Below are 14,129 nucleotides of genomic sequence, written 5' to 3'. Positions count from 1 at the left end.
TGCTTCCTTTTTTTGAACACACGTTATTGGAGTTCAGTTGGAGCCGTATTGGAGTTTCTTCGGAGTTACGGACTCGCTTGACAGGGTACTATGGTAGTAAGGAAATTCAGTCAGAAATTCTCGATGGATGGCGAAAGCATAGCCGAATGACAGACATTTGATCGAAGCTCTTCACTCTTGTGATGAGCTTTTTTGTTTGCCGTCTGTTTTTCGATCAAAGACAAAAGGAGGGGAAGTAGCGATTGCGATTCGCTGATCACTTGTGACAGACGATTAAAATCACGGAGGTGCGAGAGTGCATGCCATACCAAAGTAAAACCAACTGGAAATTCGATGACGTGGTAACTGAACAAGACTTGAACCGTATCGAGGGTGGAATCGTAGAGGCGCTGGAGAAAGTAGACTCGCATACGAGTCGAATGGACAATCCGCATGGCGTTACACCTGAGCAGATCGGGGCAGAGACGCCAGGGGGAGCACAGACAAAGGTAGACGTTCTTCAGCACGTGATCGAAGCTGACTTGTCAAAACTGAAACGAACCCTAGACGGCTATAGTGCCTATCGAAGCGCTCCTGACGAAATGGGGCAATACACGGTCGTCGAGTACAAGCGAGAAGACGGTACGTTGTATATGCAATCGACGCTCAGCAACCCAGATCCGAACTTCAATTACGGAACTGCTCTCTGGCAGTTCTACAACGATGCAGGCACCTCGGTGATCTCCGCGATCCGGTGGACGATCACCTATGATTCCAACAACAAGATTGTAAGCGAGGTGATGGCATATGAGTAAGCTCTCCAGTGTGCTGCGTGATCACGGAGTTGGTGCGGTTTCTGGCAATAGCAATGCGCCTTATTTTGGTACAGGGGCTGATGGAGACCTCACCATTACCGCCCCTACGCTCACGGTGGCCATGACTACTGCGCCAATTGGAGGTAACGTAAATAACTTGTACGACAACGATCGTGCAACTATCTTCAAAACAAACGCCACAAACACAGCACGGCCTACAGTAATATCCGTAGATCTAGGGTCAGTGCGTTGGATACGCAATATGTGGTTCTCTGGATGGACAGACCCTAATTTCTCCATTTCGTTCAGCGAGCGTTATGCGGTACGCACCTCTGTAGATGGAATCAATTGGAGTATACCTAAAGACGGTTTTACTCCGGTAGATGGGGGCACTAACCAGCTTCCGGTGTATCCCAGTTCGGTCAGGGAATTTGTCGCGGTATTTGCACCTGTTCAAGCCCGTTATGTTGCTCTCGTCTTCAATGTAGAAAGTTATTCCTCAAGACCTCATTGGATCAATAGTTTTCGGATAGGCTCTGCCCATATTATAAGTGTGCCAACCGAAGATGTAACTACAGTAGTCAAGAACTACGAAAATCTTTCTATCGGAGCTGACTGTGTACTCACTGTAGATAAACGTTGTCGTGGTCTAATTGTGTACGCCCGTGGGAATATAAACATCGCTGGAACTGTGGATATCTCTGGAAAAGCTGCATATATCGATACGGCCAATCTCCCTCAAATTACTTTTCCAGTAGCTATGCGCCACGTTATGCAATTTGATCCCGCAAATAATAAAGTGATTGTAATTCCTAACGGAGGTGCCGGGGGCACGGGAGGAAATGGGGGAACTACACTTTCCGGTAGACTTGGCGGAAGGGGCGGTTTCGGTGGTACTGGTACTTGGTATGGTGGAGGTGCTGGCGGGGGGGGAGGTGGCGGATCGGCTGATAGTGATTCTGGCTCTATTCTAGGCGGCCTAGGAGGGAAAGGTTCTGCAGGGGGTGGTGCCGGTGGAGCTGCGGTAACTTACAATACATTTAAAGCGGGTAATCTAGGACAGCCTGGGGCCGGCGCCAGCGGTGCGGTAGCTTGCGGATCGAACGGACTCGGCAATTGGCAGGCCACCAGCGGTGCCGGGGGTAATAGCCACTCTGGCGGAGGCGGAGGTGGCGGCGGTGGTGCGTCAAACGGAAACGGAAATAGCACGCCGATCGCACAAGCGGGTGGTCCCGGGGGTAATTACGGTGGCGGCGCCATTATCCTTATATGCCGTGGAAACATTTCCATAGGGGCAACGGGGACAATTTTGGCCAATGCTGTGGGAAGTGCTGGAAAAGGTGGCGATGGTAAAAGTCTTGGCGGTAGCGTCCATGATGTTAGTGGTGGCGGCGGTGGTGGTGGAGCCGGCGGGGGTACTGTGACCCTTATCCATAAGGGCACGTATTCTAACTCTGGGAGTATACAAGTGAATGCCACCAGTGGTGCCGCCGGGGGTGCCGGTTTTTACAACTCCGCCCCAGCAGTACCAGCTGGTGCCGGGGCTGCGGGAACGATAGGATCCATTAATGTGTACGACCTTAACCTACTTTAAGCGAGGTGTTTGAGTGATGTACAAATTGTTGTTTATCGAGAACCCACATGATGCCAAAAGTCGCGATATTAAAGACGCACTTCAACGGTCAGGACTACAAGAGGAGACCCATTTTCTCCGCTTCGACGAAATTCAAGGTCTCCCCATCCAAGCTGCACCATGCGTATTCCTCGTAGGTATTCCGGATCTTTTGGATACATTCACCTCGGAAGAGGTACTCACACAGCTTCAATTTATCAAAAGCAAGCAGCAAACCGAAGACCGCCTGAACTATCTCGGGCAACTTGCTGTTCGGGCACGATTGGCAGGTGTTAAGTAATGAACGATTACGAGTTTTGGAAGATGTGTTTCAAAGAACAGTGGGCCACCGAGTCTGACATGAAGCAAGCGGTGGAACTCGGTCAACTTACAGAAGATGAGTTCGAGCAGATCGTCGGGCTCGAACCATCCCTGCACTCGGTGCTCCCTTCAGAGCCTATCACTTAAGTAGCACAACAAAGGCCTCGTTCTAACGAACGGGGTCTTTTTTTGCTTTCACCAATCATGCATTTTCGTAAACAAGGTTGCTAACAATATCGCTAACATATTAGGCACACGCGATACTACAGGATGGGAACCGTCCCTTTTTCACGTCAGTTGTGGAAGGCTCGTAGCAATTAAACAAAAGATGTTGCCCAAAAAGATGTCGTTGAAAGTAGATTTATCACGCCAAAAGTACATTACAGTCGAAGCCAAACTACATAGGAGTGATCAGAATGAAAAAGCAGGATCACATTCGGAGCGCTTTGCAGGCAGAGTATGAAGCGGAGACGGAGGGGAGCTTTACGTTGAAACATCGCGCGGCGAATCGACAGGAACAAGTGGTGAGTCAGCAGGGGAAAAGCTCTTCGCGGGAGAAAGAGTTCGGCATCAACACAGGGCACGATGATGATGACGGAGACGGGCAGCCGTTGGCAGCAAGAGATGGATTTCGCTACGATTATGATGACAGCTCCGATCGCTAAAGCAAACGAAAACCGCCTTCTCTGTTCAGAGAAGGCGGTTTTTGATTCAAACTTGAACGTGAGAACTAGAATTTGATGGTGATGGTGATTTCAATGCTTCCGTTGCGCTCCATGAAAGGCACCTCCGATCAAGTAAAAGTTGTGTTCAAGCGTGGTCAAAAGAGAACTAGAATTTGATGGTGATGGTGATTTCGATGCTTCCGTTGCGCTCCATGAAGGGCACCTCCTATCGATTAAGAGTTGAGATCATGCGGGCAAAGAGAGAACTAGAATTTGATGGTGATGGTGATTTCGATGCTTCCGTTGCGCTCCATGAAGGGCACCTCCTATCGATTGAGAGTTGAGATCATGCGGGCAAAGAGAGAACTAGAATTTGATGGTGATGGTGATTTCGATGCTTCCGTTGCGCTCCATGAAGGGCACCTCCTATCGATTAAAAGTTGAGATCATGCGGGCCAAACGAACATTACAGCTTGATTTTGATGGTGATTTCGATGCTTGCGTTGCGCTCCATGAAGGGCACCTCCTATCAATTGAGAGTTGTGTTCATGCGGGCAAAACGAAGATTAGAACTTGATGGTGATGGTGATTTCGATGCTTACGTTGCGCTCCATGAAGGGCACCTCCTATCAATTAAGTTGTGTTCCTTTAGGCGGAAATCAAATTAGAACTTGATCGTGATCGTGATCTCGATGCTTACATTGCGTTCCATAAATTACACCTCCTAATAATTTCAATATTGAGATTGATAATATTCATGAAGGTTGTAACTTGGTGTTGACTACATAATGCCATGAAAAAAGTTCAATTACAAGTATTTTCTGAAAAATTTATTTAGTGTATAATTCTGGTTGAGATAAGCAATTTGTTTACCTGTTAGAATAGATCAATTTTATTAATAATAATTTTTACCTAAGAAGAAAAGGAGCTGGATGGAGATGGCAGAGGTACAGATGACAACCCAATCGGCAGAGCCGAAACCGATCGGGTACAAACAACTGCTTTCAATTCGCAACTATTTTTATCTATTATGTGCGCAGTTTGTCGCCGATCTAGGAGATGGCATTTATCGCATCGCCTTGACATGGGCGATGATGCAGCTGACAGGCTCTGCGGTGATGATCTCAGCCGTGCTGATCGCACAGCTTGTGCCGACCATCGTGCTTGGGATCTTCGCTGGCGTGATGGTGGACCGCGGCAACAAGCGCCGGTATATGTTGTTGGCCGACTTTTTCCGCGGAGTGGTGGTCGGTGGAGTCGGCCTCTTATGGTGGGGTGGGCTGTTGCAGCCGTGGATGTTGATCGTGGCTGCGGCGATCCTTGCCTCTTACACCGCCTTTTTCACTCCTGCAAGGGCTGTCGCGGTGCGATTCTTGGTGCCAGATGATGCGCTGATGCAGGCGAAGTCGCTTTCCACTTCGCTTAACACGATCGTCATGCTGGTCGCGCCTGCGATCGGGGCTGCGCTGATCGCGATCGATCTTTCGCTGGCGTTTTTCTTCAACGCGGTCACCTTCTTCCTGTCGCTCTTGATGATCTCGTTCATCCGCAATGAGGAATTGGTACAGGTGGTGGCCGGCAAGCTCAGCCTTTCCGTATTCAAAACGAGCTTGTTAGAAGGCTACCATACGATCATGAGATCGAAAGTCTTACGTTCGTTGGTCTACTATGTCGTCTTGTTAAACTTGCTTTTGGCACCAAGCAGTGTGCTGATCCCGATCTATGCCTTCGAGGTATCGGGCATGGGAGCGACCGGTTTGGCAACGTTTGAAATCGCCTTTTTTCTCGGCGTGCTGTTAGGCTCGATCGTGCTGGGCTGGCTGACCCGCTGGCCGAAGATCGCGCTGGTGATCAGCGGTGTATCGCTGATCTTGCTCTCCTTCTTCGCACTCGCTTTTGTCGAGAACTTTGTGATTGCGATCGGATTGATGTTCGTATTGGGTGTGGGAATGCCGATGACCAATGTGCCGCTTTCGACGATGTTTGCGCTGAAAGTGCCACGCGAGCAGTTAGGACGCGCCTCCAGTGCGATCGGCGTCCTGACGATGAGCTCACAGCCGCTCGCCCTGTCCCTGTCCGGAACGGTGCTGGCGATGGTGTCGATCAGCGCGTTCTTTATGTACATCGGCGCTTTCGGCATCCTGCTGGTCGTGATGATGCTGCTCAACCCGACCATTCGCAAGTCGGAAGCCTGATCAGAATCGGACAGAAAAAAGGAACGCTCTGCCCCGTCGAGAAAATAGAGGGAGGTGGAGTGTTTTTTTCTGTCCGATGGGGTAAAAGAAAAGCAGATGATGGCAGAAAAAGCAATGATTAAAATCAGTAAATTATTTCTGTATAATTGAGCTAGGATTGCTAGAATGGGAAAAAAGGAGCTTGTTTCGTGAAAAAAGCATGGATGATCGCCCTCTCGATCGCGCTGTTGATCGGGGGAAGTGGATGCAGTTCAAATCAGGGTGCGCCAAGCGACCCGAACCCGCAAGAAAAACCGCCGGAAGTGGTGAAGGAGCCAGAAGAGGTGAGATCGCAGGCGACGCTCGCTGCGATCGGGGATATTTTGATCCACTCTTCGTTGTATAAGGATGCGCAAAAGGCTGATGGGAGCTATGATTTCCGCTATCAGTTCGAGTTGGTCAAGCCCTACTTGTTGAAGCCTGACCTCGCCATCGCCAATCAGGAGACGATGATCGGCGGTGTGGAAGTCGGCCTATCCGATTACCCGATGTTCAACAGCCCGTATGAGGTGGGCGACGCGCTGAAAGATGCTGGCATCGATGTGGTATCGATCGCGAACAACCATTCGCTCGATGCGGGGGAGCGCGGGATTCGGAGCGCAATCAAGCATTGGAATGAGCTGGGGATTCCTTATGTGGGCGCGAACGAGTCGCAGGCAGACCAGGATCGGATTCGCGTGGTGGAGAAAAACGATATCAAGTTTGCGATCTTAGCCTATACGTATGGAACGAACGGAATTCCCCTTCCGGAAGGGAAGGAATATCTGGTGAACTTAATCGACCCTGAAAAGATGAAAGCGGCGGTGCGCAAGGCGAAGGAGATGGCCGATGTGGTGATCCTGAACCTGCATGCTGGCAACGAGTATCAGCGTTTGCCAAGCGACGAGCAAAAGGCGCTGGTGAAAGAGATGACCAAGGAAGGCGTCGACATCGTGCTCGGCCATCATCCGCATGTGTTGCAACCGGTGGAGTGGATCGACAATGGGGATGGCAGAAAATCATTTGTCATCTATTCGCTGGGCAACTTCATCTCGGGACAGGATGAGATCTATCGCGAGATCGGTGGCATTTTGGAGCTTGAGGTGGAAAAGGTAACCAAAGGGGATGCGAAGCAGATCATTCTGAAAAACCCAGCCTTTTTGCCCGTTTGGACGCACAAGCGCAATTGGCGACAATATAAGGTCTACCCGCTGGCAGATGTGACACCGCAACAGTTGCCCAAGGCGAAAGAGCTGTATGAGGAGATCAACACTCATATGAAGCAATGGGTGCCAGAATTGAAAAACACGCTGCCGAAGCAATGATCTACCTCGCTTGATCGACGAGGGGAGAACGATGAAAAGCACCTTCTTCTACGAAAGAGAAGAAGGTGCTTTTTTGCTTATTCGCGCTCAATCTTTTCCATGACGACAGAAAGTGCGAGGGCGCGCGAGACGGTGATGTTGCTGCCGTAGACGATCAGCTTGTCCCCGCCGATCGGGGTGCCGATCGCATAATATTCGCCTTTAAGGTTCTCATAGACTTCGATCAGAAAGTCTCCTTTTTCGGTCTGGTACTCGTATAGCTCTTTGCGAAGCAGGGTTCCCCCTTCTGGGACTTCCGCTTCGGTCCATTCTTTCGGCATTTGCATTGCGTGACTTCACTCCTTTTCGCTTTCTATTGTACATGATTGCTTCTTTCTTCACAGCTTTGACAAAACGGTTGTGCTATGATTGAAGAACAGGTAAAACTTACCGATCGGAGGGGGTTGAATGAGCTTTACGCAGTTTCGAATCAAACCGATGCAATGGTTTTTCCTCTTGGCGATCTTGATCGCGGGTGCAGACTATGCTGCTTTGCAGGTTGTCGCCAAGTTTCCGGGGGAAGAAAGTGCTGTCGCGCTCGGCGTGGCGCTCGACCTGACCTTTACGATTCCGCTGCTCTACTATTTTCTCATCGTTCGCAAACATAAAAAATCGTGGCTGACGGTGCTGCCGATCTTCTTTCTGGGCACGCTCGTCGGCAAGTATATCCTGCCCGCCTCGCAGCGGGAGTTTTTCGATCTGCTGATCTATCTCGCACCGGCGATCGAGGCGGGGCTGTTGATCTTTCTGCTGCTGAAGATCCGCAAGCTGATCGATCGATTTCGAGTCTATCGGCAGACCGAATTTCATGGGCTGGATGCGCTGCGAAAAGCGTTGGGCGATGTTTTCGGCAAATCGCGGCTGGTGGAGATGCTGGCGATGGAGCTTGGCATGATCTATTATGCATTTCATTTTGGCAAGCCACAGCAGGTACAGCGAGATCGCGTGGAGGCGTTCACCTATCACAAAGACACCAGCATCAAGGCGCTGGTGATCGTCTTTGTCGGCATCACCCTGCTGGAGACGGTGCTCTTCCACTTGGTGATCGAGCTGTGGAGCGTTGTGGCAGCGTGGGTGGCGACCGCTTCCAGCCTGTACGCGATCCTGTTTTTGATCGGCTATTACAAGTCGGTCAAACACAGTCCGATCCTGGTGAGCGAGGAGGTGCTTTACCTGCGCATCGGCTTTACCTCGCATGCGGTGATCGATAAGCAAAACATCGCGTCCGTTCAGCGCATTCCGTTCAGCTATGAGGAAAAGCGCGACAAGCAAGCGTTTTATGCGGTGCTGTTTTTCGAAGAACCACAGCTGGAGATCAAGTTGCACCAACCGGCGATTGTGCACGGGCCGTTCGGCATGCGGACAGTGGTGAGTCGAGTGTTGCTCAAAGTGGATGATTCGGCCCGATTCCTGCGGGCGCTAGAAGAAGGGAAGGGCGCTTAGGCCCTTCCCTTCTTGTTGGCTGCGACCTGTGCGTGATCGCAAAATGAAAGTTGTATGCCCGTCTGCAAACTGCTGACAGGCTGGCAGATCACAACATTTTGTACATCAGAATGTCGTCCACATATCGTCCGCTCAGATAGAACTCTTCGATCAGACGGCCCTGTTCCTGATAGCCACAACGCTTGTAGAACTCGACCGCGCCCTCATTGCTCGCCAACACGCGGAGCGTGAGCTTGCGATGTCCCTCTTGCTTCGTTTGCGCTTCCAGCGCTGTCAACAGCTTCTTCCCGACGCCTTTGCCTTGATGCTCCGGATGGACGGCGATCACCAGCTCCGCCACATGGGAGTTGCTCGGCAGCGGGGTGACTTTTTTGCTGTGCGTATAGCCACAGATGATCCCGTTCTCCTCGGCGACCAGCTGGGAGCCGGGCGGGCAGGATGAGAGATAGTCCTCTGTTGAGTCCCAATGGATCGGAACTGGATTGATATCGTCCGCCCAAGCGATGTTGTCGAGGGCGACCAGTTGCGGTATATCTTCCAAGGTGGAAGGACGGATGATCAGCATCAGGGGAAACCTCCTTTTTATGATACAATAGCGGAAAGCGAGTCGTTCGACAAGAAGATTTTAACAAGATTTTGTAAATTCATTCAAAAGGGGAATCGAAGTTGAGCGAGTTGATTCGGAACGAGTTGGCGAAGCGGTTGCGCGAGCAGGGAAAATTGACGTTCGCCGAGTTTATGAGCATAGCGCTGTATCATCCGACGGCAGGCTATTACAACCGCCAAGCGATGACGATCGGCCCGGGCGGGGATTTTTACACCAGCCCGATGGTGCATCCGATTTTCGGAGCGTGTGTGGCCCGACAGGTGTGGCAGATGTGGAATCTGCTCGGCAAGCCCGACCCGTTTTTCGTCTTGGAGATGGGAGCGGGCGTCGGGACGCTCGCGGTCGATTTTTTGCAGATGGCGGAGCGGGACGCGGCGTTTTTCGCTGCCGTTCGCTATCAGATCGTCGAGCAGGGGGCGGTGCTTTCCGAACGCCAGCGGGCAGCAGCTGCCGAGCGGGGCTACCTCGGGAAGATAAAATGGTACCAGACGCTCGATGAAGTGCCGGGGAAGCAGGTTGGGGTCATCTTCAGCAACGAGCTGTTCGACGCCCTGCCTGTGCATCGGCTGGGCAAACGGGAAGCGGGCTTTGTGGAGTATTATATCGTCGAGGATGGAGCTGGATATCGCGAGGTGGAAGGGGCGCTGTCCGATCCAGCCTTGCTTGAGCTGATCGATGCCACGACGCAGGAGCTGTTGCAGGTCGGGGAGCGATTGGAAGTGTGTCCGGCTGCCGGCGCTGTGATCGAGCAGATGGGAAGTTTGCTCGAAACGGGATTTGTGCTGACGATCGACTATGGCAACCTGGCGCCAGATGTGTATCTCCGGCATCGCAAAGGGACCGGAGTGCGAGCATTCTGGAAGCAGAAGTTGGTCGATCCATTGGAGCGGGTCGGCGAGCAAGACTTGACAGCAGATGTCGACTTTTCGCTGCTGGTGCGCCGAGGCGAACGGGCGGGACTGTTCGAGGTCGGCTTTACCGATCAGATGCATTTTCTCGGCGGAAACGGATTTTTGCACAAAGTGGCCGAGCTGCAAAATCGCTCTCGGCAACAGTTCGATCTGATGGCAGATGAGGAACTACATAAGATGCTCTCGCTGTTCATGCCGCAGTCGCTGGGCGAGGTGTTCAAAGTGTTGATTCAAGCAAAGGGCATGGAACCGGCTGCAATCGAAGGAAAGCTTGGGGCTCTTACATTTACGCTGGATGAGTGACGACAGGGAGGGCCTTTTGGTGGAAGTCAAGACCTTGCTAGTAGACATGGACTCGGTGATCGTCGATCTGATGACCGAGTGGTTTCAACGGTACAACGAGGAGCATGGGGACGATCTGTCGGTGGAGCGGCTCCAGTGTTGGCAGACAGAGAAGTATGTGAAGGCAGAATGCGGCAAAAAAATCTATGACTATCTGGATGCGCCAGGTCTGTTTCGCGAGCTGTCACCTCTGCCAGACGCGGTGGAAGTGCTAGAGCGGCTGGCGAAGCGGTACGATATTTTGATCGTGACCAGCTCGCGAACATACGCGTACACGGAGAAAGAGCAGTGGGTGAACGAGCATCTGCCGTTTATCGGCAGCGCCAATCTGATCTTCGCACATCGCAAGGACATGATCGTAGGCGATCTGCTGTTCGACGATGCTCCGCACAATCTGACCGCGTTTCGGGCGTCGGGAAGGCTTGCGGTCGCGATGGACTATCCATACAATCGCTCGATCGATGTGCCGCGCGTATCCGGGTGGCTCGAATTTGAATCGCTGTTGGCCGAGCTGGCCGAACGCGAGGAGGGGAGGAGAGCGGTTGAAGAGACAACATGATGTGGTGATCCTTGGCGGTGGCCCAGCCGGTATGGCGGCTGCGATCTGGTGCCAGCGGCTCGGTCTGTCGCACCTGCTGATCGAGGCGGAGCAGCGCTTGGGCGGGCAACTGTTTGCGATCCAAAACGAGGTGATCGACTATCCTGGTGTGTCCGCCGAGAGTGGACATGATGTGCAGGCGCAGTTTGAAGCGCATGTGCTGCGGCTCGGCTGTCAGCTCCAGCGAGGGGTGACGGTACGCGATGTTGATGTGGCGCGGCGGCTGTTGACGGTGCAAGGGGCGGACGGTCGAGCGGAACAGATCGCCTATCGCGCGCTGATCGTGGCGACGGGCGCTGCGGAGCGCAGGCTCGGCGTGCCAGGGGAGCTTGCGATGATCGAGCGAGGAGAGGTCTACTCGGCGACACGGGATCGCAGTCTGCTTGCCGGTCAGCGAGTCGCGGTGGTCGGCGGCGGGGATCGGGCGCTCGAAGGTGCGCTTTTGCTGGCGGAGCGCGGGTCGGACGTGCTGTTGATCCACCGATCGGATCGCTATCGGGCGCGTGAAGAGTTTGTTCAACCTGTGCTCGCTCATCCACGGATCGAAAGGTGGAACCACGCGCGCGTTCAACAGATCTTTGGGGACTCGGCGGTCGAGGCGATCGAGGTCGTTTCGGCTGATGGGTCGTCACATCGCGTAGAAGTGAAAGCGCTGCTGGTGCGAATTGGCGTCGAGCCAAACTCGCAGCTGTTGCAGGGGCAGGTCAAGGCTGACCCAGATGGGTATCTGTTGACCGACGCCACCGGGCGGACGAGCGCAAAAGGTGTCTATGCGATCGGAGATGTGTGCACCCGGCCGCTGTATTCGAGTATTGCGTCTGCTGTCGGGCAGGCGATGGCGGCGGTCAAACAGGTGTCACTCTCGATGGAACAGAGGGGTGAGGGGCGATGAAGCACACGTTTGCCGGCTCGTACGCCGGACAGCGAGTTCGGCTGAGCTTCGATCTGGAGGATCTGGTGGAGGCCGGATATGTGCTGGTCTTCGCTTTCTTCGAAGGGAAGCTGTTGATGACACGCCACAGCAAACGGGGCTGGGAACTGCCTGGTGGCACGCGAGAGCCGGGCGAGTGGACACTGCAGACGGCGATTCGCGAAGTGTATGAAGAGACGGGAGCCGAGCTGACGGCGATCGAACCGATCGGACAGTATGTGATCGAAGCGGACAGCATGGAGCCGATGGTCAAGACGATCTATGTGGCAAAGGTGGGACAGATGCACCCCTTGCCGGACGGATATGAGACGGAAGCGGTGCGGCTGTTTGCGGAGCCACCCGCCGCCGATGAGGTGAAGGCGGATGCAGCATATAGCCTAATCTTGAAGGACGATGTATATGCGCACGCCTTGCTGCGGGCGCGGGAACATCGGTATGCGAGGTGAGCGCAGGCAGGCTGGCGTTCGCTCGGGAAAACGTGAGCTTCTCGACAGAAAAACCTGTTGACCGCTGAGGTCAACAGGTTTTTTGCAATCGTTTACGGAACCCATTTTGCGTTCTCACGCAACACGCGTGCCGGGTTGCCGCCGACGACCGCGCCGGGGGCAACATCTTTGGTGACGACCGCGCCGGCGGCGATGACCGCACCATCGCCGATGGTGACACCTTTCATGATCGTGGCGCGGGAACCGATCCACACGTTGTTGCCGATCGTGATTTTCTTCGTGTTCGCAGCACCTGCTGCGATCTTATGAAAGTCGGTGTCCATCAGTTGAACATCCCACGAGATCGCGCAGTCTGTGCCGATCTCCACTTCCGACTTGACGATCAGCTTGGAGTTGGCGGTGATATAGCTGCGATCCCCAATTTTCAGCCGCGCTTTCGGGCCGACGAGAATGCGCACACCAGGGCCGAAGCGAACTTTGCCGTCGATCTCAAGCGTCGCTTGTTCTCCGACTTGAATCACATTGCGGTCGATGCCTTCCTGACCGTTTTGGCCGATCTGCGTGTTGAGACGGCCGACGATCAACTGCTCCTTGACGACGACGGTCGCCGTTTTCGCGATGCTCCAGCGCGTCTTCCAATGCGTGAAGACGCGCAGCGGCATGGAAAACGTGTTGGTGATCTTCGACGTCCAATAAATGCTTTTCATATAGTTCAGGGCATCCCCTGTAAGCAACCTGATACACACTCTGGCGAAGCGCATCGCTTTTCCCTCATGTTGTGACGATGTGGAAGAAAGTGTGCTTTTGTAATCGGACAAGGTTAGTATCCTCCCTTTTTCCTTCTATCTCTCTCATTGAATACGTCCCAGAACGCTTCTTTTTGTCCGTATGGAGTGAACATAATTCAATGATACGCTTCAAATGTGGAAGGAGTATGTAAAAACAGAGGGGAATATAAGGAAAATAAAAAGGCGACCCGATCGGGTCGCCTTTTGGCATGCAGGATGCCGTCTTACGCGTATTCTTTCATCACTTTTTCGAAGTCTTCAGCAGACAGTTTCAGATCGTGGTGGACGATCGCTTCTTCGCGATAGCCCGGGATCAGATCTTCGTATGCTTTGATCTCGTCGTTGCGGTAGATGATCCCTTTTACCAGGCCGCGGTTTTCCAAGACGGTGCTCATCGCTTGGATGCGGTTGGTCGGATCGTAGCCTTCAACCTCTTCGAGGTTCACGAGGTGCTCTTTGTACCAGTCGTACGTGTTCACCTTGTTGTAGGTGACGCACGGCGAGTACACGTTGACCACGGAGAACCCTTTATGCGCGATCGCCGATTTGAGGATCTCGGTCAGCTGTTTGATGTCGGAGGAGAACGATTGAGCGACAAATCCAGCGCCTGCTGCCAGCGCGACTTGGGTCGGAACCAGCGAGTTCTCGATGTTGCCTTCTGGAGTGGACTTCGGGTTCTTGAAGCCGTGTGCAGAAGTTGGCGAGGTTTGACCTTTTGTCAGACCGTAGATTTGGTTGTCCATCGTGATGTAGGTGATGTCCATGTTGCGGCGCGCCGCATGCATGAAGTGGTTCAAACCGATGCCGTAGCCATCGCCGTCGCCGCCAGAAGCGATTACGGTCATGTTGCGGTTGGCCAGCTTGACGCCTTGTGCAACCGGAAGCGAACGGCCATGGATCGTATGGAAGCCGTAGGAGTGGATGTAACCGGAGATACGACCGGAGCATCCGATCCCGGAGATGACTGCGCACTCTTCCGGCTCTTTGCCGAGTTCAGCCAGTGCGCGTTGAATGGCCGCTTGGACGGAGAAGTCGCCGCAGCCCGGGCACCAGTTCGGACGTACATTGTTACGGAAATCTTTTACTGTCGCCAC

At 53.2% G+C, this 14,129-nt stretch carries 17 protein-coding genes and 1 pseudogene; 14 read left to right on the top strand and 4 right to left on the bottom strand.

Annotated elements, in window-relative coordinates; genetic code table 11:
* Nucleotides 1-299: 299 nt before the first annotated feature.
* From ACFSOY_RS16340 to ACFSOY_RS16300, 9 genes are all read left to right on the top strand, one after another.
* Nucleotides 300-794, top strand: coding sequence for a hypothetical protein (locus ACFSOY_RS16340; protein ID WP_386048432.1), 495 nt, complete (start codon nucleotides 300-302; stop codon nucleotides 792-794).
* Nucleotides 787-2,388, top strand: a complete 1,602-nt coding sequence (locus ACFSOY_RS16335) for a hypothetical protein (protein WP_386048430.1) — start codon at nucleotides 787-789, stop codon at nucleotides 2,386-2,388. The genes ACFSOY_RS16340 and ACFSOY_RS16335 overlap by 8 nt, the downstream gene beginning before the upstream one ends.
* Before the next feature lie 16 nt (nucleotides 2,389-2,404).
* Nucleotides 2,405-2,707, top strand: coding sequence for a hypothetical protein (locus ACFSOY_RS16330; RefSeq protein ID WP_386048429.1), 303 nt, complete (start codon nucleotides 2,405-2,407; stop codon nucleotides 2,705-2,707).
* Nucleotides 2,707-2,874, top strand: a complete 168-nt coding sequence (locus ACFSOY_RS16325; protein WP_386048427.1) for an XkdX family protein — start codon at nucleotides 2,707-2,709, stop codon at nucleotides 2,872-2,874. Before ACFSOY_RS16330 ends, ACFSOY_RS16325 begins: the two co-directional genes overlap by 1 nt.
* 269 nt (nucleotides 2,875-3,143) lie before the next feature.
* Nucleotides 3,144-3,392, top strand: coding sequence for a hypothetical protein (locus ACFSOY_RS16320; RefSeq protein ID WP_386048425.1), 249 nt, complete (start codon nucleotides 3,144-3,146; stop codon nucleotides 3,390-3,392).
* A gap of 176 nt (nucleotides 3,393-3,568) precedes the next feature.
* Nucleotides 3,569-3,736: a hypothetical protein gene (locus ACFSOY_RS16315; protein WP_386048424.1), complete on the top strand. Its 168-nt coding sequence runs from the start codon at nucleotides 3,569-3,571 to the stop codon at nucleotides 3,734-3,736.
* A 32-nt stretch (nucleotides 3,737-3,768) separates the two neighbouring features.
* A complete protein-coding gene (locus ACFSOY_RS16310; protein ID WP_386048422.1) occupies nucleotides 3,769-3,969 on the top strand; it encodes a hypothetical protein in 201 nt (66 codons plus the stop codon).
* Nucleotides 3,970-4,330: 361 nt separating this feature from the next.
* Nucleotides 4,331-5,587, top strand: a complete 1,257-nt coding sequence (locus tag ACFSOY_RS16305) for an MFS transporter (protein WP_386048420.1) — start codon at nucleotides 4,331-4,333, stop codon at nucleotides 5,585-5,587.
* A 188-nt stretch (nucleotides 5,588-5,775) separates the two neighbouring features.
* On the top strand, nucleotides 5,776-6,930 hold the full coding sequence (locus ACFSOY_RS16300; RefSeq protein WP_386048418.1) for a CapA family protein: 1,155 nt from the start codon (nucleotides 5,776-5,778) through the stop codon (nucleotides 6,928-6,930).
* A 77-nt stretch (nucleotides 6,931-7,007) separates the two neighbouring features.
* Here ACFSOY_RS16300 and ACFSOY_RS16295 read toward each other — a convergent pair whose 3' ends face one another.
* On the bottom strand, nucleotides 7,008-7,256 hold the full coding sequence (locus ACFSOY_RS16295) for a hypothetical protein (RefSeq protein ID WP_386048417.1): 249 nt from the start codon (nucleotides 7,254-7,256) through the stop codon (nucleotides 7,008-7,010).
* Between the two features lie 121 nt (nucleotides 7,257-7,377).
* Here ACFSOY_RS16295 and ACFSOY_RS16290 point away from each other — a divergent pair, with 121 nt between their 5' ends.
* Nucleotides 7,378-8,412 (top strand): hypothetical protein, encoded by a 1,035-nt coding sequence (locus ACFSOY_RS16290; RefSeq protein ID WP_386048415.1) that lies wholly within the window; start codon nucleotides 7,378-7,380, stop codon nucleotides 8,410-8,412.
* 88 nt (nucleotides 8,413-8,500) lie between these two features.
* Here ACFSOY_RS16290 and ACFSOY_RS16285 read toward each other — a convergent pair whose 3' ends face one another.
* Nucleotides 8,501-8,977, bottom strand: coding sequence for a GNAT family N-acetyltransferase (locus tag ACFSOY_RS16285; RefSeq protein ID WP_386048413.1), 477 nt, complete (start codon nucleotides 8,975-8,977; stop codon nucleotides 8,501-8,503).
* Between the two features lie 101 nt (nucleotides 8,978-9,078).
* On the opposite strand from ACFSOY_RS16285, the gene ACFSOY_RS16280 reads away from it, so the two are divergent.
* From ACFSOY_RS16280 to ACFSOY_RS16265, 4 genes are read left to right on the top strand one after another with little or no spacing between them, the layout of a single operon-like run.
* A complete protein-coding gene (locus ACFSOY_RS16280; RefSeq protein WP_386048411.1) occupies nucleotides 9,079-10,233 on the top strand; it encodes a class I SAM-dependent methyltransferase in 1,155 nt (384 codons plus the stop codon).
* Nucleotides 10,234-10,252: 19 nt separating this feature from the next.
* Nucleotides 10,253-10,831, top strand: a complete 579-nt coding sequence (locus tag ACFSOY_RS16275; protein ID WP_386048410.1) for a 5' nucleotidase, NT5C type — start codon at nucleotides 10,253-10,255, stop codon at nucleotides 10,829-10,831.
* A complete protein-coding gene (locus ACFSOY_RS16270; protein WP_386048408.1) occupies nucleotides 10,815-11,762 on the top strand; it encodes an NAD(P)/FAD-dependent oxidoreductase in 948 nt (315 codons plus the stop codon). The genes ACFSOY_RS16275 and ACFSOY_RS16270 overlap by 17 nt, the downstream gene beginning before the upstream one ends.
* Nucleotides 11,759-12,247, top strand: coding sequence for an NUDIX domain-containing protein (locus ACFSOY_RS16265; RefSeq protein WP_386048406.1), 489 nt, complete (start codon nucleotides 11,759-11,761; stop codon nucleotides 12,245-12,247). Before ACFSOY_RS16270 ends, ACFSOY_RS16265 begins: the two co-directional genes overlap by 4 nt.
* Nucleotides 12,248-12,339: 92 nt before the next feature.
* Here ACFSOY_RS16265 and ACFSOY_RS16260 read toward each other — a convergent pair.
* Both ACFSOY_RS16260 and ACFSOY_RS16255 read right to left on the bottom strand, forming a co-directional pair.
* Nucleotides 12,340-12,513, bottom strand: a pseudogene (locus ACFSOY_RS16260) (DapH/DapD/GlmU-related protein); the annotation flags it as partial.
* Nucleotides 12,514-13,259: 746 nt separating this feature from the next.
* Nucleotides 13,260-14,129, bottom strand: coding sequence for a 2-oxoacid:ferredoxin oxidoreductase subunit beta (locus tag ACFSOY_RS16255; protein ID WP_386048405.1), 870 nt, complete (start codon nucleotides 14,127-14,129; stop codon nucleotides 13,260-13,262).

Origin of the sequence: Tumebacillus lipolyticus, from assembly GCF_042682745.1 — a bacterium.
Lineage (GTDB): Bacteria > Bacillota > Bacilli > Tumebacillales > Tumebacillaceae > Tumebacillus_A > Tumebacillus_A lipolyticus.
This window is presented reverse-complemented; position numbering and strand designations above follow the sequence as displayed.